Source organism: Algoriphagus sp. 4150, assembly GCF_031457395.1.
In the GTDB taxonomy this organism is placed as follows: Bacteria; Bacteroidota; Bacteroidia; order Cytophagales; family Cyclobacteriaceae; genus Algoriphagus.
The window spans coordinates 1-24,583 of record NZ_JAVDWS010000006.1; the positions used below are offsets into that span (position 1 = coordinate 1).

The window sequence follows — 24,583 nt, forward strand, 5'->3', positions numbered from 1 at the left end:
CCGTACACTTGTAAACCAATAAAAGGACTAGCAGAAACAGTCAATCAGTACCTGGATTTAAACGATAACCTGTAAACTATTTTTAGGACGAGTCACGGTGAGAATAGCCCCCAAGCCCCCTTCAAATAAGACACTTTCCAGGGAATTGAGAACGTATCCAGATTGGTCAAATTCATAAGAAACCCGGATGTCATCGGGTACAGCTGCCTGCATGTCCGGCAGGGCTTTTTTGACATTCTGAACCACTTCCCAAGTAGAGGCATCCGCACGTTTGGTCACCGGGATGTAAACTGATCTCGCTCCGTTAATCAAAGCATACCCCGTGGTGACATCAGCTCCTATGGATACATTGGCCACATCTCCCAAATAAACAGAAGCCCCGCTTCCGAGCTTCAGAGGGATTTTCTCCAGTTCCTTTACATCTTCTACCACCGTATTTTGAGGAGTAATAAGTGCCTGGTTGCCAACTCTGATATTACCTGCCGGTGAAATTGTATTTCCCGTAGCCAAGGCCTGGACTATCTCATCAGGGGTGTAATTGTAGCGCTGAACTTTTTGCGGGTCCAGTTTTACGATCACGGTCTTGGCACTTCCTCCGAAGGGAGGGGGAGCAGATACCCCGGGAAGGGTGGAAAACATGGGACGGACTTTGAAAAGGGCTAGATCCGATATTTCATCCAGTGTCCTGGTTTCGGATGAAAACACCAATTGCCCCACAGGAACACTACCGGCATCAAACCGGGTGATAAAAGGAGGAACTGTCCCCGGCGGCATAAATGCTCTGGAGCGGTTCACATATCCGACCACCTCTGCTGCAGCCTGACTCATATCTGTCCCTTCATGGAAAATGATCTTGATCAACGCATTCCCCTGTACAGACTTTGATTCCACGGCTTTCACCCCGGTGACATAGAGAAAATGATATTCATAATATCCTGTGATGAAGGATTCCATCTGCTCTGGAGAAAGACCTCCGTAGGGCTGGGCCACGTAAATGGTAGGCAGTCCAAAGGTGGGAAAAATATCCACTTTCATGCTCCTTATGGCCAAAAAGGAAAAGAATCCAATAGCCAGCACTGCCACCGAAATGGTAACCGGTTTACTTAATGCTCCTTCTATTAGTTTCATATTATTTAGTTAACAGTTGAAAGTGAAGAGTTAAAAGTTTGAAGTGAATAGTTGAAAGTGAAAATCCAGGCAGCTAATAACCTATAAAACAATAGCTTAACTATTTTAAGAATTTCCATTTTTAACTTTTAGTCTTTAACTCTTCACTATTATTTTTTAACTATTAGTTCATCACTTTTAACTTAGCTCATTTTATAGTTTTCACTTCCCTTTCATCGTTTTTATAGTAGCCACCAGCATAGCAATCAATTCCTTGCAGGGCTGTGACAATTTCCCAAATGATTCCTCGCTGATATAATCGGTATCCTTCAGCAGGTCTAGCCAGTAATCCGTTTCATTGGCCTCTTTCAAAGAGATACTCATTTTATGAATAAAATCCGGACGACTTTGACCAAATTCAGCTTCCCTGATCAACGCCCCTATTGCGGTACCGCTTCTCAGGAGCTGTTTACTCAGAACAAACTCCTTTTTATCGGATTGCAACACCTGACAAAGACGAACTGTCTGGATCGCAAACGCATAGCTTTTATTTCTTAGAATGGATTCCTTTTTCATTTTTCCACATATTAGTTATTCACTATTCTCTTTTAGTTCTTCACTTTACGTTTTTCACTATTCTCTTCTTACTCTTAATTTTCAACTTATCACTTTTAACTATTTAGGCAGCTTATCACTATTAACTATTAGTTTTTAACTTTTAGTTCTTCATTTTTAACCCCCTAACTCATTAAGAAAAATATCCAAATCCCCCCGGATGACGGCGAGACTGAGCAAGGCTTTCCAAGTAGAGGCATAGGCACTTTTCAGTTTTGCTTCCGCATTTAGGAGATCGTATTGTGCCTGGATCAAATCGGTATAATTGATCAATCCCTCATTGTAGCGCACCTGCAGTGCATTGAATGCAGATTCTGCCGCCTTGTATTCGGTGGGGACTTCCTTTGCGATCAGCAATGAAGTACGCAGATCATTCATGACTATATTTTCCTCTCTTTTCAGCGCGATCTCTGTCCGGGTCAGATACTCTTGAGATGAGCGGGCAATGGCTCTTTGTCTGCTGCTTTTGATTTTGACATTGGTGAGATTCAGAATTGGGAGTACCAATTGAAGACCAACTCCATAATTATATCTACTGAAAGAAAATCCCTCAGCTTGATCGACAGTTCCGTCAAACCCGATCCCGGAAGCCCTGGCATAAGTGGTACCCCAAACCTCCAGATTTGGTGTCCACGACCGGTTGATCTGCTTGAGCCGAGCCTGTTCAGCCAGCAAATTCATTTGAGCCATCTTGAGTCTAGGATTCGTCAAAGAATCAGAAGACATCAGCCAGTCGGCATTTTCGGGGAGATTTTTGAAAAATGCCGAGTCGGTGGTGATTCCGGTAAGACCTTCCGAAACCACCAATTCCTGCAATTGATATTCTTGGGATTCCCGTAAGTTCTGCAATTGATAGAGTTCGGTTTTGGCTTTTGAAAGCTCTCCTCTAAATTTCAAGCTGTCCACAGCCGGCCTCAACCCCGCATCGACCAGAAATCCGATCCGGGAAGTATTAAACTCATTCCGTTCGATGTTTTTTTCATAGGCTTTGATAAGCTCCTGCGTGGTGGCCATTTCCAGGTAAAGCAAGGCTACCTGAAATTTCACTTTCAGTACTTCATCCTCCACAGCGGCCAACTGCTTCTCATAGTGATTTTGGTAATAATCTACCGAAGCGGCACGCTGTCCAAACGTAAAGGGTGACCACTTCATCAGTAAGCTGGCAGCCGAACCCGGTACTGCGCCAAAATTGTCCGAGGACGGTGGCCCGCTTATTGGGATTAATTGGCCGGGGAGGTTCATTCCGGTGATGTTGTTGTAAGTGGCGTAATTCGCCTGATAGGCCGCATCCAGTGAGGGCATTAGCGTATTCTTTTCCAATCGGGCACTCGCTTCACCGGCTTCCGCCTCTGCCTGCTTTGCCGCTATAAGCGGGTAATTTTTCTCTGCCAACTCCATCAAAGATCTTAGCTCGCTTTGCGCATACGTCCACCCCGGAAAAAGCAACATCACACCTGATAGAAGTGAAGTGCTGAAGCACCTAAGAAGCGTTTTTCTGTTTCGTATCATTTAATCATGAGTTTTTAGATGAATCCGGCTCCCAGCGCAATGGAAATGAGCAGGAGCATAATTGCCACCAGCTGTTGCAGGAATTTCAGGGTGATTTTTTTCAAGAGTTTATTCCCCAGGTAAGCGCCGGCTATTGCAGAAAGGGTAGCGCAAATGACCAAGGTGAGATTATCTCCCAGCCCGGACTGCCCAAAGCGGGAAGCATATACAGCTAAGCGTGTAAAGTCAATAAAGCATGCGATGACTACCGAAGTACCTATAAAAGCTTCTTTTGACAAGCCCGCCTTGATCAGGAAAGCGCTACGCAAAGCTCCCTGATGACCGGAAAGTCCTCCGAAAAACCCACTGAGCACACCGCCTAGTGGCAGTTTGCTGCTACCAAACTCCAGTTTTTCGAAAAAGGGGAGGATTTCGATAATGGAGAAAAAGATCAGAATAATGCTGATGATAAATTTCACCGGAGTAACCTCGAACGTATTTCCAGCCAACTGATAGGTAAAAAGAGGTTCCAAATCAGTGATATTAAGCAATATCAGAGCCCCTATAATGGCTGCCAAAACTGCAGGAATGCCAAACCGGATGAGTACTTTCTTGTCGGCATTTTTCCCGACCAGCACAAGTTTGAAGACATTATTGAAAAAATGCACTACCCCCGTAAGAGCTATAGCCAAGTCTATGGGGAAAAACAGCACAAACACCGGTGTGAGTATAGTCCCCAAGCCAAAGCCGGAAAAGAATGTAAGCACTGCGGTGATAAATGCCGCCAGTGATATGATTATAATTTCCACATGCAGGCAACTAGAAAATGAAAATAATTATCCGGTCAAGAACTTGAGCCAAGACAAAAATATCCCCACTTAGCCTATATCACATGGTGAAATTCGATGCGAAAATGGTGTTATTGAAAATATTTCTCCCGGAACTGAAAAGGGGTAATCCCCTCCTGTTTTTTGAAGAATTTCACGAAATAAGATGAATCATTGAAATGAAGTGCATCTGTTATTTCACCGATGTTCAAGTCGGTGTGCAAAATGTATCTCTTTGCTTCCAGTATCATTTGGTCAACAATATGCTCACTGGCACTTTTAGAAGTATGTTTTCTACAAGCTGCATTCAGGTTCTGGGGAGTGGTATGAAGTAGTTCCGCAAACTGATTGACCTTATGGAATTCGGGACATTTTATCGGCAACAACTGCATAAACCGGTCATTCAGATTATTCTTTACTTTCTTGTCATCATTCAGATTTGACAGTTGCAAAATCTTGGAAAAAATGGAGCGCAGATGCCCTGTGATGGTATGGATAGCGTACTCATTGGGCTCGTTGTATTCCCGAAGAATTTCTTCGAAGAGAAAGGAAGGATCATAGTCCCCCTGCAAAGAAACGCGGGAAATGGGATTGAGATTCCTAATCAAATCAAGTATGGGAGCTTCTGTAAGCGGGTCGAAAAAAGCCTCCTTGAAGAGCAAAACAAAGCCTTTGGGAATAGCGGTAAATTGCCAACAATGAAGCTGGTCCGGTTTAAGAAAATACAACTCCGGTACAGTCACCGGAAAGTTTTCAGTCTCAACAAGATGAAACCCCTTCCCTTCCTTGATAAGGATCAATTCATAATAGCCATCATGGGTATGGGGCTTGGTTCTTTTAATAGCCTCTTTGAACCGGGAAACTTTAAATAGCTCCCCAAATTCCAACTTGTTTTTTAGGGCAATTTCTTGTCTTCTCATTGACAGGGATATGCTTCGGTTTTAAGGTAATCTTGTTACTTACGGTAGCATAAACCTGAAGTTAGGAATTTTAAAGTGCTATTGCAGACGAAATTGCTTTAGGTGGCAGAGTTCTCTGATCGCATACTGTAAAATCCGAAGCACGATGACGCATTTCCCAATATCATCCTTTTCCGGCACTCTTTAGTTTTCAGCTGATTAAGTTACTTGTTGGGTGTATTTTCCGCATGCCATCCAGAATCCATATACACTTTGTCTCTGGCAAATCAGGTAGTAACCAACATTTCCGAGCGACTGACACCTCCTTGATGAACACAGCTTTACCACGTTATGTACTGAAAATCAGTCATTGCAGCCACAATCAGCTATTCTATTCAGTTCCGAAAGGGTTTCTTCGTACAGTTTTCCCAGGTCTTCATCCCGCTTGTCATCGTCATCGTCTTTTTTGTATTGTCTTCTGATCCTGTCTTCAAGTTCGACCGCCCGGTTTAAGAGTGTTACTTTGCGTTCGTTGCAACTGATCAGGCAGTTGTTCTTTTTGATCTCGGCACGGGCATATTCATCGTCGCTCATTTTTTTCAGTTCCACGATGTTGAGTTCCAGCTGACGAATGCCTTGCCGGCTTTGTAGCAGCATGTGTGCAAATGCGCTGTACTCCTCGCTCATCTGCTCCATACCCACTCCCAGATGCCGCAGGTCATTGGTCTCACCTACCTTTTTTGCGGTATTGCCCATGGCTCCTGCCAATCCGCTCATCTGCTCCAACTCTTTTTTAGCCAATGCCCTGAGCTGCGGGTCTTCGATTTGGGCAATCTCAACCTCTGCTGCCTGCATTCGCTCCGCCATATAATCGCTCTGCCCTGTCATGCCGCCCATCATCAAATCGCCCATGGTGGTATAGCCTTTTCCGGAAAAGGAGGCGTTAGATTTCTCGTTGGCAGTTATAAAGATGCTGCCATCTTTGGACTCTATTCCGGTAACCATATAATTCTGAAGGGTTTTCCGGTCAGTAAAGTAGCCCAATCCGAAGTGTCCGGTAAGGAGGTATGTTTTGTTGTTGTCCAGCCGGATGTCGAGCGGGTCGGAAAGCCATAAGGATACGGCATTGCCATCGGAATCCTTGCCGCTGTATTCCGCCCGGGTAAAGGGTACGCCCGAACCTTTGTTAACTTTTTTTCCGGTCCTTCTGAAGCCCTCCTGCTCCAATGAGTTTGCCATCAACATGATGTCGAGTCCGTCAAATCCACTGCTCATCTTCATGCTGTATTTTCCTTCCCTGGAATCGATGTACGAGTAAAAATCGCCGGTATGGGTCATAATCTGCACTGTTTTGCCTTCTCCGGTGGGTATCCACTGCTTATGAGCCTGGGCATCCATCATGGAGTACCCTGTTTGGGTGTTGAGGTAAAAGTAGGAATTGAAGCTACCATCAGCGCCGCTTACGAGGAAGCTGATTTTCCGGTCGAATGTGAAGGGGCCGTCCATAGTTATCTCTTCCAAAGTCCGGGAGCCGGCATTGGGCGTTTTGGGCCTCCGGGAGTCCGGGAAGTTCCGATCCCGCAATTCGGAGGGATCGAGATCATCAAAGAGACGAATAGGAGTCGGCTTGGCACCGTCATCAAGTCTTACGCTATTCGTTTTTTGGGTTTGTTGTGCAGATACCGTTCCGCAGCTTCCCCATGTCATCATGCATAGCCCTGCCATCAGGGCGAATAGTTTACTTGCGTTCATAGTCTTTGAAATTAATGTGATATTCAGTATCCGATATGGCTTCGAGCCGGTAGAAAACGGTTCTGCCCGCATCCCGGGTTATCTCCTGGGCTACTATCCGGTTTCCCGGCATGTCTTGTGGGAAGTGGATGGGTAGCCTGGCATCGCCCGACCGGCTGTTGAACAGGTATAGCGGACTGAAATCCAGCTCAGTTTCCGCCAGGAAACAGACCGCTGCCAAGGAACTCACGTCACTTTTATAGGCGTAGGCCGTAGCGGTAATGGTCGGCCACCCATAGCTGTTGGTGCCGAATACCCGGGTGCTGTCCAGCGCAATGAGGTATTCATTCCCATTTGAGGAAAAAAGCGCTTCTTCAACAGGTTGCCTGGATTCCATGTCCAGGGTGTCCCGATAGAGGTGCTTATTGCCGAACTCATCCTGATAGGCGCTGATATATATATCCTGCGAAGGGGCTATAATCCATTCAGCCATCTCGTCTGTGATGCCATACGATTCGGCAGTGAAAAGCCAGCTTTTGCTATCTGGATCATAATACACAGTCATTTCTCCTTCACTCCCAAATTCGCCTTCGGGAATCCATTCATTGCGGAAGCTCCACACCCAAGCTTGGCGAAAAAAATACGTCTCTTTCTGTATGTCGGAGGAAACAGTCGTCATCGGCTTCAGCGCATAAGCACCAATCCCACAGGCCAAAATGGCCGGTAAGATAAATCCGATAGAAAGCTTAGCCGTCATCTTCCAAAGACTTGTGTCTTATCCATACCGTTCATCTGCCATATAGGATAGGATAGCGTTACCTTTCCGCTGAAAGAGGTCCAGTTTTCGGGCTGCTCTATTTCGTGGACTTTCCCGATTTTCCCGTCCACCTCGAGCTCGACGTAGTCTTCGGTGAACTTTCGGATAATGGCAGTACCTTCAAATGCGCTTCTGCTTTGATCCAAATAGCTCATATCCGAATCGGTGTTTGTGCGAAATGCCGTGAATTGGGCAACCACGACGGAGTTGTCACTGTCCCCGAAATGGCCTTGTATTGGATGTTGGGAAAAAAGATCCTCGCCAAGAAAACTGAGTAGAATCTTGCCTGTCTCGGTACTCGCCACAAAGGTGATCCCCTCATCGTTCAGGATACCCATCCCCGCCACGAATGCATCGCCGACAAAATTTTCTAGGTCTCCGCCCCGGAGTGCGATGTTGACCTTGTTTTTGTCGATGTTATCAATTCCTTCTACATCCAAATCCACTCCCAACTGTTCGGACAGGGCACTTTTCATTTTAGAAGTAATAGTTTCCTTCAGCTTCTTTTCCGAACAGGAGATCAAAGTGGTTACAATCAGTGCCAGCAGCGGAATTCGTATAGAAAAATTCATGATAAACCCGGATTAGATTGACTTAAACCATTCCTGAAAATGTTTACCCACCACAGGGAGCGTCTTTTCCTGACCTTGAATGGCCGACATCAAACCCAGGATCCACAGTACAATCAAGACGAGTATGCCTAGGAGACTAATGACCCATCCCAGAAAAGGAATGATATTGATAAAGCCCAGGGCAACGCCCGTCAAAACAATACCAAGACTCTGGCGAATATGGAAAGAGGCAAAGGGTTGCTTCTTCTCATTATTCATCACGAATGCAATGATCAACCCTACCAGTGTGATGTAGGCAATGATTGCGGTAGATTTGTCAGCTACCTCTTCTGCCTTGCCTGAAGCAGAGGTCAGATCATGGGGAGATTGTTGGGAATCCATAAAATGTATGTTTTTGTTTGTTAGTTACACTTGTTCAAAATCTTCTTGGCCAGTGCAATGGCAATGGCCTTGTCTTCATCGGGGCTGCTTTTGGCATCTACTTGTACCTCGAACTGCACCCCATTGTCCAATACGGTGAGCGACTTTTCTGCCAGATTCCATACTGCGGCATCGCCCAAGCCGTCCACATTGCGATATCCCTTACTTATTTCCTTGAATGCTTCCGCCAATGAACCCATGGCATCTTTTGCCGTTTCCTTGTCCACCCCGCTGGCATCCAACTGATCCTTGGCTTCCTTGGCATCGGCTCCGGAGACATTCCCGTCGGCTACATCATCAATGATGCCTTTTACCGCCTGATCCTCTTCTTCAGTAATGGCCCGGTACTCATTTTTGAACTGCGTGAGCGACATCGGTTTGATGCGTTGGAGTTGCACGTTGTCCTTGAATGGCATGGTATAGCCAGCAATGGTTCTTTCCCGTTTATTGTCAAATTGGTAATTGAGACCGTGGAATGCTACGTCACTAATTGTTTTCGAATATTTGACTTCCATCACGTCGGTCGAAAAGCCGGTGGCTTCCAGCACTTCCGCTTCGGTCAGCAGTTCGTCGAAACGGTCGGCATAACCCAACAGACATTTATTTCCTCCTGATGCGTTGGGATCAGCTTTTCGGCGGCTTTCTATTTTCGACAGGGCTCCTTCCATATCTATGCCCCCCGTCTTACCGGATTTTTGTTCGCTTTCGCCGCCGCATGATGCCAATAAAATGATGGAGCAGCAGCCGACTGCCAGCCAGAGATTCTTGATTGTTAAACTATTTCTGGTGTTCATGATTGTAATGGTATGTTAAGTGATTTTTTTGTTGCTTATTTTCACCTTATTGTTCTCTTTCCATTGCGAGGGATTCCTATACGGCAAATTATTCTTGCGTCGGTTTCGGTTTGATCGGCAACAGCTCGTCTCCTTTGGGTTTCGGGTTTACAGGCAGCAGGTCATCATCGACGTCATCGAGACGCGGCACATCAGTCTTCGGTTTTGTAGCTGGCGGATGACTGTTCTTGCTGTCGGTAGGCAGCAACTCGTCCCCCTTGGGTTTCGGGTTTACAGGCAGTAGCTCGTCATCGGCATCGTCGAGTAGCGGCACATCAGTTTTCGGTTTTGCAGGTAGTGGATTACTCTTCTTGCGATCGGTAGGCAACAACTCGTCTTTGTCTCCTTTAGGATTGACCGGCAGCAGATCATCGTCGGTCTCCCAGGGATCATCCTCCTGATCGTCATCCTCTTCCTGCTCCTGATTGGGTTTTATGAAACGAAAGGTCACCGGAATCCGGATATGACAGGGCTCCTTGGTAGGGACGCGGATGGTACCCTTCCCCATACCGCTTATCAGCTTATCGTTTACAATCTCTGCATCATAGGTCATCGTCATCGGTCCGCCCGACTGCCCGAAATTTAGAAGCCCCCTATACTTATTTGCCGAAATCTTTAGCCATTTGACATTGGGATTATCCATGAGAAAACGTGCCTGAAATGGCTTTGGAAAAGTGATAACTCCGCCTTCTCTTGTGCCCGAGAAACGGGAAATATAAGCTGTCACATCTACAAAACAGGCACTGGAGGTGACTTGTCCGACTTCACCTACCCATTCGCCGTCCAGCGGCTGTATGTGCGGGTCAAAAAGATAGATCATTGTATAGCCATCCCCGCCGTAGAGCTTGTCGAGCTGACCACGGGTGTACCTAGTTTCTACGTAGTCTTTAATTCCTCGCTTGGTTTTCGCACTGACCATGATGGCATGCGCGGGTAGGTTGGAGTAATATCCCTCCTCGGTTCCATGGACGATGTCCAAATCCGATCGTGTGACAGCACTCAGCTGAAACGTGCAGCCATGTCCTTCGACACAGGTAGCCATCATGATACTTCTGTCAGGGTACCGATGGGTACTTTCATTGGCCCGTGCCGTGCTTAACGTCAGGAGCAACAAGGCAAAAATCACTATCGATTTCATCTGTTTATATTTTGATTTTTAATGGTCAGATGGAATCTCGCATGGTAAATAATCATCCCACTGTGTGTCGCCTTCGTCATGCTCGATTTTATCGTCTTTTTTATTAGAAATATTAATGCTTGGCGGCTCCAGCTAACAATAGATTAGCTACCTGAATAGCCATGCCTTTGTTCTTCTGCTCATTATCGCCCATGTTGATGGCCACTGTCACGCTTGCACCGCCTGTATGGATATGGAGCGCTTGCGCGGGCATCTCCCAGTAGGCCGGCAAACCGATATGATCCACCTGCTCGTAGGTTACGGATTTCGCCTGTTCGGCCAGATAAGCCACTTCTTCTACTGCAATATCGGCATCCACATCAGGATTGGTGGATAGGGCATCGATGTCCTGCTCCAGGGCCTTGCCCTCTCCGTAACGCTGTCCGAACTCCGCTTCCGTCATCTCTCGCACATAGCCCACACTGACGGAATGGAATACCTCCATCTCATCGCCTATTCCCTCCATGCTGACGGTCTGACCAGATGGCCAGCTAAAAACTGTGGCATGCCTGCTTGCGTCCGGATCATAATTTTTCCGGTGCCGGATAATTTGCTCCCGATCTTTCCCCAGGAGTGTCGCTAATTCAGCCGGTGGTATGAGGAAGCTCAGGTTAGACCGGCGCGCTAAGAGCACTATTTCATCGAATTCCGCCGGAATGTCTAACTTCTTCGACCCACCATCAGGACGACAGGAGACACTCAGTACTATGAGCATCAATACTGCTACTGTTATCCGAAGACGAATCATTGGTTTTGCTGTATAAATTCCACTCTTCTGTTTTCTGCTTTTTCGGATGCGTTTCGGTTGCCGTTCAGCGGTTGGGTCAACCCTTTACCATCGGTAATAAGCCGGTTAGCATCCAATCCAAACTCATTCACCAAAGCCCGCTTAACGGAAGCCGCCCTTTTTTGCGATAGTGTCAGGTTGTGTTCTGCACTGCCGTCGCTGTCGGTGTGCCCTACGATGAGAATGGTACTGCTTACCTGTTTTAAGGATTGTGCGATCTCATTGAGTATCTGGTAAGAATTTGCCTTGATAATGTCTGAATTGACATCAAAGTGTATGTTTTGGGTGATAAATGCTTTGTTCTCCCTGATTTCTTTGGCAGGTTGGGGCGCACCTGTGGCGAGCCGTACATTACTGACGTATAAGCCTGATATCCAGGAATTGTTGCCCAACATAAACGTGTAGCTTTCATTTGCCGGAAACGCATTTGGTAAATCGATAACCTTGTCCTGATTGATATAAAGCTTTACATGAGAACCATTTCTAGAAATGGACATCCTATACACTTGGTTGGTTTTTAAATAATTCTCTATCAGTTCTCTTAAAATCCATTCCCCACCGTCAATTCCGTCGCTATATCCATATTCTCTCCAGCCTTTCAAGTATAGATTCTTGCCTGCAGGATGAATATCAAGACCAAGCCTTGTATTTCTTTCAAAATAAAAATCGTAGTTATTGATGTCAAAACCGTTTTCCTTGACAAACATCGTGTTTATTCCTCCTTCATGTTCTGTGTGATTTTCATCATAGAAAAAATCAAATTCAAGGGTGAATTGATTGGGGAGTGCTCCTAAGGATTTTGGGGCAGTCATCCCTTTGCGCGGCATGTAATACCAATTGCCCGGCGCAACACCGGAAGTTGTAACCATCCCTTTGTGTTTCTCTTCCCCCTCGTCCCAAGTCACTCTATTCCACAGGTTCAGGCCGTTTGAAAAATCATCAAAGAAGAGTATGTTCTCGCCGGGTATAAAATCAAAGTTTTTAAACGCCGAATAATCGGTATTGCCCTGTCCATCGGTTTTTGTGTCGTTAGGCCCTGTACTGTGGGCTCCTGATGCATTTGTCCCGTCCTGGTCACTTTTAGACTTTTTGTCTTTCTTTTTAAAAATGTTTTTGATTCCATCTTCAATTTTATCAAGACCTCTATCTATGCCTTCTTCGGCATTACGCTCTGTGCGTTCTTGTGTTTTTTCTTTGGTACGGTCGCGTGTTTTGTCCCAAACCTGTGCTTCAGAAACAGCTCCAAAAAAGGATAATAATAAGACAGTGATTGCTATTCTCATACTATAGATTTTTTGATTTTCCATGGCTTCATACTTTGTATTGAAGCGGTTAGTGTATGAGAGAAAGAAAAAGTAAACATCAAATAATTATTTTTTTAGCTTTGTTTACTTTTTAACCGATTAATATACTAATGACCCAAGAGCAGCTTATAATAAATCGTATAAAGGAACATGATGACGAGGCGTTACGCCAAGTGTACAATACCCATAAGCAAGGATTTATCGACTTTTCCGTTAGATTCGGACTCGGTCATGATGACGTACTGGACGTATATCAGGATACCGTGGTGGCATTTTGCGAAAATGCCAGAAAAGGGCATCTGGACGAGCTACAAAGCATGATATCCACCTATATTTTTGCTGTAGGCAAGTATAAAATATATGCCCGTCTGAAAAAGAATAGACGGGAGATTCCTTTGCAGGAACTACCCAAAGAATTGTCCGGTCACGGAATAGAAGAAGATGAGCAAGACGAGCGGATACCTCTTTTGCGTCAGGCATTCCTGGCCTTGGGAGACAAGTGTAGAGAGGTGTTAACCTTATTTTATTACGAGCAAAAAAAACTCGACGAAATACAGAAATTAATGGGCTACGAAAACAAGGATGTACTCAAAAGCCAGAAGTCCCGTTGTCTAAGACAGCTAAAAGAATCGCTGTCTAAAAAGTAAGAGAAACACAAATTAATATGGATAGAGAGAGTCTTATAATCGCTTATTTTGAAGGGACGCTTGACGAATCCGAGCAATTGGAATTTGAAAAATTACTGTCCGAAGACCCGGGGTTTGCAGAAGAAGTAGCTTCTAGAAATCGGCTAAAGCAGGCAATACGTCAAGAAGAAAGAGCTAAAATCAAACGAAAGCTCCTAGCGTTTGAGCAAGAGCAAAAGAGGCCAAAACCCACTATTCGCAAAAGATTTTCAATAGCTGCGGCATTTCTTTTGATGGGAATAGTGACTATCTGGTGGTATAACCAAGAGCAAGCGAACAATAAGCTGTATGGCAAATATTATGAAACATTCCCCAATATGGTACAACCGCTGGTCAGGGGAGAAAATGGCCTAGACGAGCGTACACAAGCCTTTCGGGCTTATGATGAAGGAAGCTATCGGGAGGCCGCAGACTTTTTATCCGAATCTACGGATGCAGAAGGGCTCTTTTATGCGGCGCTAAGCGAGATGGAATTAGGCGAATATGACGAAGCCGCGGCTATTTTTGACAGCTTGGATATTTCGGGAAGTGATTTGGAACCCTTTATGCTTTGGTATAAGGCACTTAATCTACTACAATTAGACCGAAAAGAAGAGGCCATACGTACCCTGACAGAACTTGAAAAGGATGCCGATTTCAACTTGAGAGACAAAGTAATCACGTTGAGAAGGAAGCTACAAGACTAAAGCTTGTAAGCCTTTACGATTATCAGACCCAATAGCACTGCACATAGGAAAGCTCCAACAATCCATGACATCTTTGCTTCATGAAAAAGCGGCGAAGTATCGCCATTAACGATAAAGCCGGCCCAAAAGAACGGGTGAGATTTTATTGGATTTTCGTGAATAAACTCTTGTTTCGCTTCGGCTAGTGCTTTGTCCTTAGTGTAGCCATTCTTTAGATTCTTATAAAAATACCCCAGAATTTCTGCCGTTTCGGCATCAGGTACTGGCCATAAACTATACACGCTGGACCGTGTCCCCGCAAAACTGAATGCCATAGAAAGACTCATAATACCATCCCCGTTTTTCCATTCGCCATTCCCGGTATTGCAGGCTCCCAGCACCACCATATTAGCAGGTACATCCATGTGATACAGCTCTTCAAAAAAGAGAGGTTCTCCTTCACTGAATAACAGACAAGACTTGTTGAAATCCTCTTCATCCATATAGGCATGCATTGAAAAATGATATAGCCCAAAGTCATTGAGACGGCTTACCACGTCCTGCTTGCGGACTTTATGCCCGATGATCTCTGAACCCAGCATTCGCCCGATCTGCTGTGCCTCGGTATGAGAATAGGGCAACGGGGACAACAGCCCGCCCTGATAGGTTACCCCTTTTTCATAGTCGGGATTGAAAACAATGGAAGATGTGGTTTTCAAAGGCTTTGCTCCTTTGCGTTGCAACAGCCACATTGCCAACGAATATGAATAGGAAAACTCATGCAGTTCGACCATATACTTATTCGATTGTCTGTCATACAAAGCTTCAAATGGCAGATAATTGAGAAAATTATCCGAAATAACGATGATTTTCCTGTTCAGGTCATTGGGGAGCAAGGTTTGAATAAGGTGCGGGGCATACTGCTTATGTGTGCGTTTACGATCCTTTATTTGTTGTAAATAGCCCAACAACTCCTGCTTAACTTCTCCGGTATTCCCTACAGGTTCCAAGGATATTTCACTTTTGCTGATGCTAGCTCTGTAGACATGTCCGTTGAGCACATAGTATTTGAGTATTTGTTCACTATCGCCGATGTACTGCTGTACCTGAGTCATGAGATCGCCCGTATTGTCGATGCTCAAATGACCTTCCTTTCCTGTATCCTCACCTGATTTCCTCAGGTAATTCTTATACAGATGCTTGGATGCGTTTTCTTCAATGAGATTGAGAATGGACACCAGATCCGAAGATCCCGAGGCATATTTTTCAGTAGCTATGTACAGCAATCCCTCCGTGTTTTTGGTATGGAGACTGTACAACGTCTGGTTGTACTCGCCCTTGAGATAAAATTCCCTAAACATCTCTGAAGAGGTACGAAGTATCTTTTCGGCTTTGGCAAGATCTTCCGGGTTGCGATCGCTCTTGTATTTATCTACAAACAACAGTCCGGCTATAGCGAAAATATTGATGTAATTATGGGAGTTTAGGTCTTTGATTTCGTCTATTTCAAAGTCAAAAACAGTAGCTTTTCTATCCAATCGCCGGGAGAGAATCTGTTCTAGGGTCTCCTCAGCCAATTGAACAGCCTCTTGGTGTTGTCCCAAACCGGAGAGGCAACTTGCTTTGATTATTTGTAGCGCAAACAGACTTGCATTGAACTTCCCAAAGGGAAATGCCTGCATAGACAGCTCTGTATAGTGCATGGATTGCATGTAATCCCCCATTTGCAAATGCGAAGTTCCTATTTTGGAATAAGCCAGCATGATGTTCCAACTATCGTTGGTCTGCTGGGCAAATTCAAGATATTTCCAGCCAAATTCAATTGCTTCGGGATATCGTTGAGCAAAATAATAGTAGCTGTTGATACTAGAATAACAGGAGTTAAGATACTGGATTTCGTCTTTGTTGAGATCCCCGGATACCTCATTCAAAAATTCGTTCAAAATCTCTTGTGCCCGTATCGGCTGTCCTTGGTTAAGCGCTTCTTGGATTTCCATTTTTCGAAGTACCCGACGTGCATATGCGTAGGCTTCTGATGTCAACTCCAATTTCTCTTTGTCAAAAAAATTCCGATGTTTCCGGTAAGTCGTCGTCATACCTTTGTTATCATCATAGTTGATCTGATAATAATAAAGGTCATTGTAGATCTGGATGAAGTCATTTGGAGTAAATAGCTGTGGTGTGTTTTCCATCACAGACAGGGCTTTTTGCGTGCATTCTATCTCCAGTTTTTGATTGTGCAATCCAGATGCCGTATAGGCCTTTTCGTAGTAGGCGTCTCTGTAATGCCGGGGATAATTCTCAAGGCTATTTTCGTGTTTTTCGAACAACCGGTCTGCTATTTCCCTTGCATTTTCGTACTCCTCACTTTGGTTCAGAATCTTTAGGTAAAGAAGATAGAGTTCTATTTCTTCGTCGTCGGTGTAGGATTGGAATTGGTTATGTTCGAATAAAACCCGACAATACTTAGCCGCTTCTTCCATGTTATCAGCAGCTACCAACTCCTCTATCTTTTGGATAGCTTGCCTAGCCTCTGTGCGATCTACATCAGTAAGGGAATAGACAGCATGATCCATTGCTTCGCCTGCATGCGATGGGGCCGACAAGGCACAAAGAAACAGAAACGTCCAAATCCATACAGGCACAGAGAGTGGGTTAATTTAAGTAGATCAATATCGTGAGAATTTGTGACACTAGGGCAAATGGCGGATTACATCAATCATTCGATTGAATTACATACGGCTCGCTATCAAAAAAAACCGAAATTCAATTTAACAAGAACATTCAAAAAACGGTGAGCATATGTGATTTCGTGGGCTACAGTTAAGAGGTTTTTTCTCCCGATTCAACCCAATCCACACTTACAATCCCTATTTTTTCTGTTTTCCCTCTCAGGAGAATCATTCCGAGCATTTCGACTTTCATACACGGATCCATCCCAATTCCGTCCAGTACATACTCAGAAATGATAAGATCTTTTTTGTACCCATTACACACTCCCTGTATCCGGGCAGCTGTATTTAACGTATCACCGTGATAGGCAATGTCTTTTTTTATTTCGCCTATTTCCACGGCGGTTACCTTGCCCATATGTACACCTGCTTTGAACTCCGGCAGCTGGCCATAATTTAGTTTATAATACTCCGCTCTCTTCCGGAACTGTTTACTGCAGGCAAAATAAAACCGGATACAGAAGTGGTTTTTCACACCTTCGTGTATAGGCCAAGTAACCACTATTTCGTCGCCCACATATTGATAAACCTGTGCCCTGAACGGAAACAGTACCTTGTTGATATCCGCAAAGCAATCCCTGATAAAGGCACTATATTTCATGTGTCCCAATTGCTCTGCTCTAGTGGTGGATGACTTTAAATCCATAAACATAAAAATCCTGTCTTCCTCTTTAGGATCACGGTATCTACCCAATAGCAAGGGCGCTAGCACACCCGGGCCATACTTCTTGTTGACCTGATTGACAAAATTGATGATCAGCGTCATGAAGAAATAATAGACCAACAGCAGATAAAACGAAAGCCTCCAGGATTCTTCGCTCAACATGGCAGTACGTGCATCGAGCGACGGCGCAATCAGGAAGCCAAAGAGCACGAAACGCAACAAAAACAAGAGAATAAACAAAAGTGCCAATGAACCGAATGCCTTGATAAGAATTACTTTCCCCAGAGGTAACTTCCTGAAGAATTTTCGGTCAAGATAATAATCAGATACCCCAAAGCTGACTCCACAGATAATCCCCAAGATTACAGCCACCAACATCAGGGAGCCGGGACTTACCGGTACCGGAAGCTTGTATTGTGCCGCTATTATTTGCGACAGTAGATTGACAATAGTGATAAGTAGAAGGTTGGCAATAGTCCAATAAGTTACCTGAGTACCCACGTACGCCACTAGCGGAAATCTGGCGGTAAAGCTCTGCGCCAAAGTTGTGTATTCGAATCGCTGCGACATGTTAATCAGGTTAAGGATAAGTTGAATAGGGATGATGAATTAACTAAAAAAACCATTCTCCTAGCTTTAGGATCCTAAACTGATTTTTCATTGTACCAGCGAAGAAGGTGGATATCCGAAATGTTTTTTGAAAGCGTACGAAAAATGCGATAGGTTTTCAAAGCCCACTTCATAGCAAACCTCGATGGGCTTCTTTTTCTTTTCCACGAAATGGTAGTGGGCCAGTTCCAGCCTTTTTTGGGTGAGCCATCGTTGGGGAGTAGTATTGAATGCTCTGCCAAAATCCCGCTTAAACGTGGTGAGGCTACGTCCGGTGAGGTACCCAAACTTCTCCAAAGGCAAATTGAACATAAAATTCTTCTCCATATAGGTAGTCAGATCAATTTTTCCGGGCTCTTCAAAATTTGCCAACACCTGATCAATTCCTTTATCTATGCTTCTCAAAATACTGATCGCTTCCGTGATCTTCAATGCCGCAATTTCATCGGGAAGCTCTTTCATATCGAAATAAGGAATCAGGGAAGAGAGGCAACTTTCCAATAAGGGGTGGTTGCTGTAGTGAAGAATCCGCGGCTCCGACGCGCCGGTTTTGACATTGAGCTTGGCGTAAAATTCGCGTAGTATTTCGGTAGAAAGATGCATGACCACACTTTTGTGTGGCCTGCCATCTTTTGGATAATTGATTATGGTCGCCAGTTGATTTCTGGGGATCAAGAAAATGTCTCCTTTCTTAAATAGATAGGTGGCATCAGCCTGTACAATCTTGGTTTCCCCTGATATAAACCACACCAGCATATGATGATCGAACATGATGTCCGATTTGAAAAACTTATCCTCGTAGCAGGAAAGTTTTATGTCATCCGTTATGTATTTCGCTTTAAACTCCATGGCATCGTTTAACCCGTATTTAAGGTACACTTTTTCAACAGTTCTGCTATACAAAATTATGCCCATGGCTCGATTACATGCGGAATGCAATGCCTGTGATCTCCTCACTCCATTCCCACAACCTGACGGCGGCAACTTCATCCAATGAATAAGCCTTTACTCCGGCAGACATAGTACCGTCTTGGGCCAGTTCCGCAATGTCTCCGTCTTCACAATATACCCCTCCTATCCCATTGAGCCGTGGTGAAGTAGCACACCACACTGTAGTGGCAGCGCCTTGGGGATGGATTTCAATGAGGCTGCTACTTCCGGTAAGATATTGCCTTCGGCATCGCAGAAACCCATTTGCTGAAACAATTCCAGTGGAGCCTCTCTTCCCAATTCCGTTCCGCCAATGGCCCCTGGATGAAGGCTGTATGCACGTACGTTCGACAGATGTGCCCTATTGTCCAACTCAAGAGAAAACAGGTTGACCGCTGTTTTGGACTGACCGTATCCCTGTAGTGTTTCGTATTCTCTAGCCAGGAAATTAGGATCCTCAAAGTTGAACGGGGCAAACTGATGCCCGTGGGACGAAACGTTCACTACTCTGGCACCATTAGCTTTCTTAAGGGCAGGCCATAATCTGGCGGTAAGCTGAAACAATGCCAAATAATTGGTCGCCAATTGTGATTCAATCCCTCGAATGTCTCTGCGCAGCGGAACCCACATGATCCCGGCATTATTGATCAGTAGATGCAATGGACGACCCGATGCAATGAACTTTTGGGCAAAAGCATCAATGGAATCAGGATTCATCAAGTCCATAGATTCCAGTTCTACATTGGTAATGCCGTCAAGATTCTGTGCTGCCTTTTCCATGTCTCTCGCGGGCACGATGACAGTGGCACCTGCGGCGGCCAGGGTTTTGGTCGTTTCCAATCCTATACCCGTATTTCCACCTGTTACGATGGCTATTTTTCCGGAGAGGTCTATTCCGTTGATCACCTCTGTAGCTGTTGATTTGGCGTCAAATCCTGAACCGATAGGCCGCTGCAATGCACCCTGATAATTGTTTTGTCTCATGATCGTATTTGTTTTTGTTTAGACAAATGTAGGGGTGTCAAAAGTGAGCGGCTTTGTTTAAACGTCCGAATATGCTTTGTTTAAAAGGGCACTTTCTAGGGTTAACGTGTAAACCGTGGTATTAAAAAAGAGATTAAAGTTTAATGTAGTGTGTAGTGAGAATTTAGATTGATCTATGCCCAATTTCCCGTGCCGCTGTTCGTGGCGCCACGAACGGTGGCGGAATAAAAACCATCAGTTAAGGTGCTTTCTCACTACTAAACTTTTCTAAGTAATTTTCAAACTCCTTTCTCTGCGCATGGCTTAATAAAAAGTACAACAACAGTCTCCCTTCTCTGAATTTTGCACTAAACTTCCAAACTGTCTTATTTTCAACAGTAAGCCCATACTTCCCTTCCAACTTGTAGCCAAATGCAGAGTCATGAAGTTTAGGCTTTATGGATTTCAGTAGTTGATTAACTATCAGTACCTTTATGCAAAACAATCCGACAACCGTGCACAGACAGTTAATCCATACCCTGCGGATGGCCAACATCAGCGACGATGTTGCGAATGAACTGGCGCGGAATTTTCAAGTGGTAAGTAAGCGAAATAATATCTTACTGTCCAAAGGCAAGATAGCCAACCACGTATTTTTTATCGATTCCGGTTATGTTATTCTGGAAAGCGAAATAAATGGCAATTCTTTCACCCGTCATATCGCAAAACCCGGGGAATTTATCACGGTCATCGAAAGTTTCACCTCACGGCAGCCAAGTAAAGAAACCCTCAAGATGACCAAAGGAGCCATCATTTATGCGATGGGACATACTGATTTCATCCTGTTTTCGGAGAGGTACCCCGAACTGGAACGTGCTTTCGGAAAGGTTCTTCAGGACACCTTGATTAGCTGTCAGGCAAGGATAAATGACTTGCTGAGTCTGAGCGCGGAAGCCTATTACGAAAAGTTGATCAGTGAAACCCCTTACATACTGCAGGCGGTACCCCAATATGAGCTGTCCAGCTATCTGGGGATTAAACCGCAAAGCCTCAGTAGGATCAGAAAAAAGCTGGCGGACGTTTCTTAACTAATGTGAAGATTTTGGATGGAAAACCTCTTTAGTTTTGCCATCATGAACAAGCTAAAGAAACTAAGAAAAGCACTAGTACTCGTTTTCGCTTCCATATTTCCCCTGACGCTATTGGCGCAGAGCGAAAAACCTTCATCTTCCACCTTTTCGATAGAATCACGCATCAGCAACTTTGCCCAACGTGGTTACGACCTAAAAGTATTCTACTACCCTGCAAGTAGCCGGATGTCCTATGGGATATCCCTTACAGGGCAGGGATTGGGGTACTTGGGAAAGAGATTGGTATTCTCCGGTGAAAACCTGGAGGACATAAACATACGGGTAACTTGGGTGGCAAGCCTGCTGGCCCGATATTATTTCGCTTCGGATTATCGTGGCTTCTTCGCTGAATTCAGCGGTGGTGTGGAGGAATTTAAGGCAACTTACCAAAACATTACCGTACGGGATGTGAACGGATTTCTCTCCCTCAGCGCAGGCTACCTTTGGTTTCCGTTTAAACGGGACAACTTTTACGTCATGCCTAAGGCTTCAATCAATTTCTTGGTATTCAGGCCTGAAATTAGGCATATCGGCCCTGCCGCATACCGTTTACGGGTCGCCCACCCCAACCCATCATTGACCATTGGATGGAAGTTTTAGGAAAAGGTTGTGAGGTAGCCTTATCAAACTAGCTAGTACTTCCACTAAATCCGTGTCACAGTCCGTGTCATCACAGACTGCTTCAACTCGTTCGTGTCGCAACAAGCGGTGGCGGAGACAAAGCAAGGCCGTAGGCATGGAAGATTTGTAGCACTGCCGCGGCCGGACGCGCAAGGGTTTCAACCCAGTGTTAAAAAAAATCAAAGGCCATTGCCTTCCTCCTGCGTCCAAGCCTGTCCCGGATCATTATCCGGAAATCGGAGTCAGTGCAGGAGGTGGAAAGGTGTGTTGGTTATTTTTTATCTATCCTCAATTTCCCTATTGACCAGTATCGATAATGTTGAAGAAATTCTCTTCGATACTTTTGAGGCCAAAAGTATCCAAAAGCCTTCACCCGAGGCTATGCTTCAAATCGGTTAAGAAATCAAGAAATGCAAAAGATTCATGACCGATTTGATTTTTGATACTTCTCGCTGCCTAAAAATCGGCGGATCTCGCTCCAAAGTCGCGAGCTAGCCAATTTTCTTCACGGCTGCTCCTGCGTCTCAAAAACCGCATATTCTCAAGGGCATGTCCTAATATACACTAACAAAAGGTGCTAAACACGTTCACTCTAGTGTAGGTAGTAAAGAAGGAAGGTTAGGTAAGCACGTGACGACCTTTATCCCGTTTACTAACACCATGCTGCCGTAAATTACGAAGCAATGCCGTAGGCATGGGAGATTTCTAACTTGTCCACCGCGACAGAGCACAGGGTTTCAACCCTAGGTCGAATAAGAAAACAAAGACATTGTCTTCCTCCTGCGGCCTGCCTAAAGATTCTTGGAATATGAGAATAAGTGCAGGAGGTGGAAATATAAATTCATTAAAATGAAAAATTCCTGCCGAAGTCCGTGTCATCATGGACTGCTTCAGATTATCAGCCTGTATCTCCGCGTCGGAAGATAATTTGTCTATTTGGATAAAATCTGTTGTTAGAGGATGGCTACTTCACTCTTTTGGGTCTTTCCTCCTCATTTTCCATATCATAGGGAAGCTGCCAAATCTTTCCTTTGCTATTACCAAAATACAGGTAGGATTCGCTGATCTTGTCGGGATTGCCATCGGCCCAAAAGTAGAAGAAAGGGTCTCTAGCGCTTATTACTTTTCGAATATAATTGTGATTGCGTTCGCTACCTTTTGTCAGTTGCTTCGACTTTTCCCAAGTGCTACCCCTATCCTTGCTTCTCCACATCACCACTTCACCACCTGCACCCCACTGTTGTGGACTGTTCTCAGAAGGCCCTACAACCATCCATTCATTGCCTTTAATGAACAAGCTTCCCGTATCATAATTATGATCAGATTCGGTGATCTTATGATGCTGCCATTGAATGCCATTATAATAAACGATAAACCACTCCCGCGGACCACTTTTGGGTCCCGGTTGGTGGCTGGGACCTGCTAGATAAAGCGCTACGGGATTCCCTTGTTCATCAAAGGCCACATCTTTTATATACACATTTTTGCCTTGGCTAAAAAATTCCTTTACTAATGCCTGCGAATTGACATCAATTACCGGTATGGAAATTTCTTTCCCATCAACAGTTGTCCAAGTCCGGCCGAAGTCTGTAGTTTGTAAATAATAGATGTTGGTTCTTAAATCCACATTTCCGTCTGGATGCCAGTTAAAGAAAAACGCCACTTTGTCCCCATGCTGCCCGCTGATCTGGTAGTGTCCACCGTTCTTGTCTCCTTCTCTTCTAATGCCGGCAAGTTTCTGATCCTCTGTCCAGATCACACCATCGGGACTAGTCTCGAAGTACAGTTCCCGTAAACCTGTATATTTAGTGAACAAATGGAGAAAGCCTTTTCCGGGAATATACTTGGGTTGGGAGTACGTCATTTCTTCTTCAGTGATCTGCTCAAACGCCGCTATGCTGTAAGGCTCAGTACTTCTGTATTTAAAACCCATACGACTCTTGCCCCTGCCACTTACAAAAACCCATATATAACCTTCCGAGTCCAAGGCCAAACTAGGATTGTCATGGGGGTCATCTACTCCCTGCTTATCATACACCACCGTGGGTTTAGAGACCTTTTTGCCGGTATGATCATAGCTCCCTATCATACACAGCAAGTAACGGTCCTGTGGACCTGTAGTGCCTCCATATACAAAAAAAGTCTTATTCACTTCAGGAGAATAGATTGACAGGGGAATATGTTTGGCGGTATAAGTACCCAGTCCGCCTGAATACTTGTCTCCATACTCAGAAAACTGCCCTAATGTAAACCAAATGCCTTTATACCCATCTATTTTTTGGTTATTTAGCAGAGGTTTATCCTGTGCGATGGAGAACGTAGAGGATAGCAGGAATAATAGGATGAAGTAATTTTTCATGTCTTTATAATTTGTTTTTCAAAGGCCACATGCCTGCCTGTCGTCGGACAGGGAATCCCTGCGGCAGGCAGGTCGCATAGCTGATAATCATTCCTCTGTGTGATCCCGTAGGTACGGGCCCACATGCTCGATTTCATGTGTTTATATTTTTCAGTGGTCACCCCGATTAGTCGTGGCAGGCTATGGAATCCCTGCTTGCCGGCCTCAGGTAGGCTCGATTTCATATTTTATTATAATAATGTTTTTGCCTGACTCAAAAAGATCGTTCATAGCCCGGATTTTGAACCAGTCAGGAAGGTACATCAATGCGGGTTATGAAATCTTACTGTTTATCAGTTAAGAAGCATGATCAAAAATAAAATGATTAAGAAGATCAAGGGAAGTTTTAGAATATTTTTTCAATTTATCTTGTTTATAGGCATTAAAGGCATCTGCCTATTTGTTAGTGAATTGACGAGCTATCGCAGCAAGGCCTGCCTCCGTAAGTAGGCTCGTGCTAAATGTGACTAGCTGGATAATATAACCCGTTCGTGTCGCCACGAATGGTGGCGGAATATTAATTCCAAACGGCAATCAGGAGACAAGTACAACTCACCTTTCTGCATATATATTACTATGGAAAATCATCCTTGTCAAAGAGAACTAGG

At 44.7% G+C, this 24,583-nt stretch carries 23 protein-coding genes; 4 read left to right on the plus strand and 19 right to left on the minus strand.

Features of this window, described 5'->3' with window-relative positions:
- Positions 1 to 57: 57 nt before the first annotated feature.
- The 13 genes from J2X69_RS10100 to J2X69_RS10160 all read right to left on the minus strand — a co-directional run bounded on the left by J2X69_RS10100 (position 58) and on the right by J2X69_RS10160 (position 12,580).
- Positions 58 to 1,128: an efflux RND transporter permease subunit gene (locus J2X69_RS10100; protein ID WP_310102484.1), complete on the minus strand. Its 1,071-nt coding sequence runs from the start codon at positions 1,126 to 1,128 to the stop codon at positions 58 to 60.
- A gap of 201 nt (positions 1,129 to 1,329) precedes the next feature.
- Positions 1,330 to 1,683 (minus strand): four helix bundle protein, encoded by a 354-nt coding sequence (locus J2X69_RS10105; RefSeq protein ID WP_310102488.1) that lies wholly within the window; start codon positions 1,681 to 1,683, stop codon positions 1,330 to 1,332.
- 156 nt (positions 1,684 to 1,839) lie between these two features.
- On the minus strand, positions 1,840 to 3,231 hold the full coding sequence (locus J2X69_RS10110; RefSeq protein WP_310102491.1) for a TolC family protein: 1,392 nt from the start codon (positions 3,229 to 3,231) through the stop codon (positions 1,840 to 1,842).
- 14 nt (positions 3,232 to 3,245) lie between these two features.
- Positions 3,246 to 4,019, minus strand: coding sequence for a sulfite exporter TauE/SafE family protein (locus J2X69_RS10115; RefSeq protein ID WP_310102495.1), 774 nt, complete (start codon positions 4,017 to 4,019; stop codon positions 3,246 to 3,248).
- 110 nt (positions 4,020 to 4,129) lie between these two features.
- Entirely contained in the window at positions 4,130 to 4,957 is an 828-nt protein-coding gene (locus tag J2X69_RS10120) for an AraC family transcriptional regulator (RefSeq protein ID WP_310102498.1), read from the minus strand.
- 342 nt (positions 4,958 to 5,299) lie between these two features.
- Positions 5,300 to 6,688 (minus strand): hypothetical protein, encoded by a 1,389-nt coding sequence (locus tag J2X69_RS10125; RefSeq protein ID WP_310102501.1) that lies wholly within the window; start codon positions 6,686 to 6,688, stop codon positions 5,300 to 5,302.
- Positions 6,675 to 7,424, minus strand: coding sequence for a hypothetical protein (locus J2X69_RS10130; protein WP_310102504.1), 750 nt, complete (start codon positions 7,422 to 7,424; stop codon positions 6,675 to 6,677). The genes J2X69_RS10125 and J2X69_RS10130 overlap by 14 nt, the downstream gene beginning before the upstream one ends.
- Positions 7,421 to 8,056 carry a hypothetical protein gene (locus J2X69_RS10135; RefSeq protein ID WP_310102507.1) on the minus strand — a complete coding sequence of 212 codons (636 nt, stop codon included), beginning with the start codon at positions 8,054 to 8,056 and terminating at the stop codon, positions 7,421 to 7,423. The genes J2X69_RS10130 and J2X69_RS10135 overlap by 4 nt, the downstream gene beginning before the upstream one ends.
- A gap of 12 nt (positions 8,057 to 8,068) precedes the next feature.
- Positions 8,069 to 8,437, minus strand: coding sequence for a hypothetical protein (locus J2X69_RS10140; RefSeq protein WP_310102510.1), 369 nt, complete (start codon positions 8,435 to 8,437; stop codon positions 8,069 to 8,071).
- A 20-nt stretch (positions 8,438 to 8,457) separates the two neighbouring features.
- Positions 8,458 to 9,270 (minus strand): hypothetical protein, encoded by an 813-nt coding sequence (locus J2X69_RS10145; protein WP_310102513.1) that lies wholly within the window; start codon positions 9,268 to 9,270, stop codon positions 8,458 to 8,460.
- A gap of 88 nt (positions 9,271 to 9,358) precedes the next feature.
- A complete protein-coding gene (locus J2X69_RS10150) occupies positions 9,359 to 10,447 on the minus strand; it encodes a hypothetical protein (RefSeq protein ID WP_310102516.1) in 1,089 nt (362 codons plus the stop codon).
- A 112-nt stretch (positions 10,448 to 10,559) separates the two neighbouring features.
- Entirely contained in the window at positions 10,560 to 11,234 is a 675-nt protein-coding gene (locus J2X69_RS10155; protein WP_310102519.1) for a hypothetical protein, read from the minus strand.
- Positions 11,231 to 12,580: an OmpA family protein gene (locus J2X69_RS10160; protein WP_310102522.1), complete on the minus strand. Its 1,350-nt coding sequence runs from the start codon at positions 12,578 to 12,580 to the stop codon at positions 11,231 to 11,233. Before J2X69_RS10160 ends, J2X69_RS10155 begins: the two co-directional genes overlap by 4 nt.
- Positions 12,581 to 12,687: 107 nt before the next feature.
- Here J2X69_RS10160 and J2X69_RS10165 point away from each other — a divergent pair, with 107 nt between their 5' ends.
- The gene (locus J2X69_RS10165) at positions 12,688 to 13,224 is read left to right on the plus strand and encodes a sigma-70 family RNA polymerase sigma factor (protein WP_310102526.1); all 537 of its coding nucleotides are present in this window, start codon (positions 12,688 to 12,690) and stop codon (positions 13,222 to 13,224) included.
- Positions 13,225 to 13,241: 17 nt separating this feature from the next.
- Positions 13,242 to 13,949, plus strand: coding sequence for a hypothetical protein (locus J2X69_RS10170; protein ID WP_310102528.1), 708 nt, complete (start codon positions 13,242 to 13,244; stop codon positions 13,947 to 13,949).
- Here J2X69_RS10170 and J2X69_RS10175 read toward each other — a convergent pair.
- From J2X69_RS10175 to J2X69_RS10190, 4 genes are all read right to left on the minus strand, one after another.
- Positions 13,946 to 16,573: a CHAT domain-containing protein gene (locus J2X69_RS10175; protein ID WP_310102535.1), complete on the minus strand. Its 2,628-nt coding sequence runs from the start codon at positions 16,571 to 16,573 to the stop codon at positions 13,946 to 13,948. The genes J2X69_RS10170 and J2X69_RS10175 overlap by 4 nt on opposite strands.
- A 178-nt stretch (positions 16,574 to 16,751) precedes the next feature.
- Positions 16,752 to 17,894: an adenylate/guanylate cyclase domain-containing protein gene (locus J2X69_RS10180; protein ID WP_310102538.1), complete on the minus strand. Its 1,143-nt coding sequence runs from the start codon at positions 17,892 to 17,894 to the stop codon at positions 16,752 to 16,754.
- Positions 17,895 to 17,981: 87 nt separating this feature from the next.
- Complete coding sequence (locus J2X69_RS10185) at positions 17,982 to 18,848, minus strand: helix-turn-helix domain-containing protein (protein WP_310102541.1); 867 nt, start codon at positions 18,846 to 18,848, stop codon at positions 17,982 to 17,984.
- A gap of 159 nt (positions 18,849 to 19,007) precedes the next feature.
- Positions 19,008 to 19,847: an SDR family NAD(P)-dependent oxidoreductase gene (locus J2X69_RS10190; protein WP_310102544.1), complete on the minus strand. Its 840-nt coding sequence runs from the start codon at positions 19,845 to 19,847 to the stop codon at positions 19,008 to 19,010.
- A gap of 473 nt (positions 19,848 to 20,320) precedes the next feature.
- On the opposite strand from J2X69_RS10190, the gene J2X69_RS10195 reads away from it, so the two are divergent.
- Both J2X69_RS10195 and J2X69_RS10200 read left to right on the plus strand, forming a co-directional pair.
- A complete protein-coding gene (locus J2X69_RS10195; RefSeq protein WP_310102547.1) occupies positions 20,321 to 20,914 on the plus strand; it encodes a Crp/Fnr family transcriptional regulator in 594 nt (197 codons plus the stop codon).
- Between the two features lie 45 nt (positions 20,915 to 20,959).
- Positions 20,960 to 21,556 (plus strand): hypothetical protein, encoded by a 597-nt coding sequence (locus tag J2X69_RS10200; protein ID WP_310102549.1) that lies wholly within the window; start codon positions 20,960 to 20,962, stop codon positions 21,554 to 21,556.
- A gap of 985 nt (positions 21,557 to 22,541) precedes the next feature.
- On the opposite strand, the gene J2X69_RS10205 is transcribed toward J2X69_RS10200, so the two are convergent.
- Both J2X69_RS10205 and J2X69_RS10210 read right to left on the minus strand, forming a co-directional pair.
- The gene (locus J2X69_RS10205) at positions 22,542 to 23,936 is read right to left on the minus strand and encodes a BNR-4 repeat-containing protein (RefSeq protein ID WP_310102552.1); all 1,395 of its coding nucleotides are present in this window, start codon (positions 23,934 to 23,936) and stop codon (positions 22,542 to 22,544) included.
- Positions 23,933 to 24,160 (minus strand): hypothetical protein, encoded by a 228-nt coding sequence (locus tag J2X69_RS10210; protein ID WP_310102554.1) that lies wholly within the window; start codon positions 24,158 to 24,160, stop codon positions 23,933 to 23,935. Before J2X69_RS10210 ends, J2X69_RS10205 begins: the two co-directional genes overlap by 4 nt.
- Between the last annotated feature and the right edge of the window lie 423 nt (positions 24,161 to 24,583).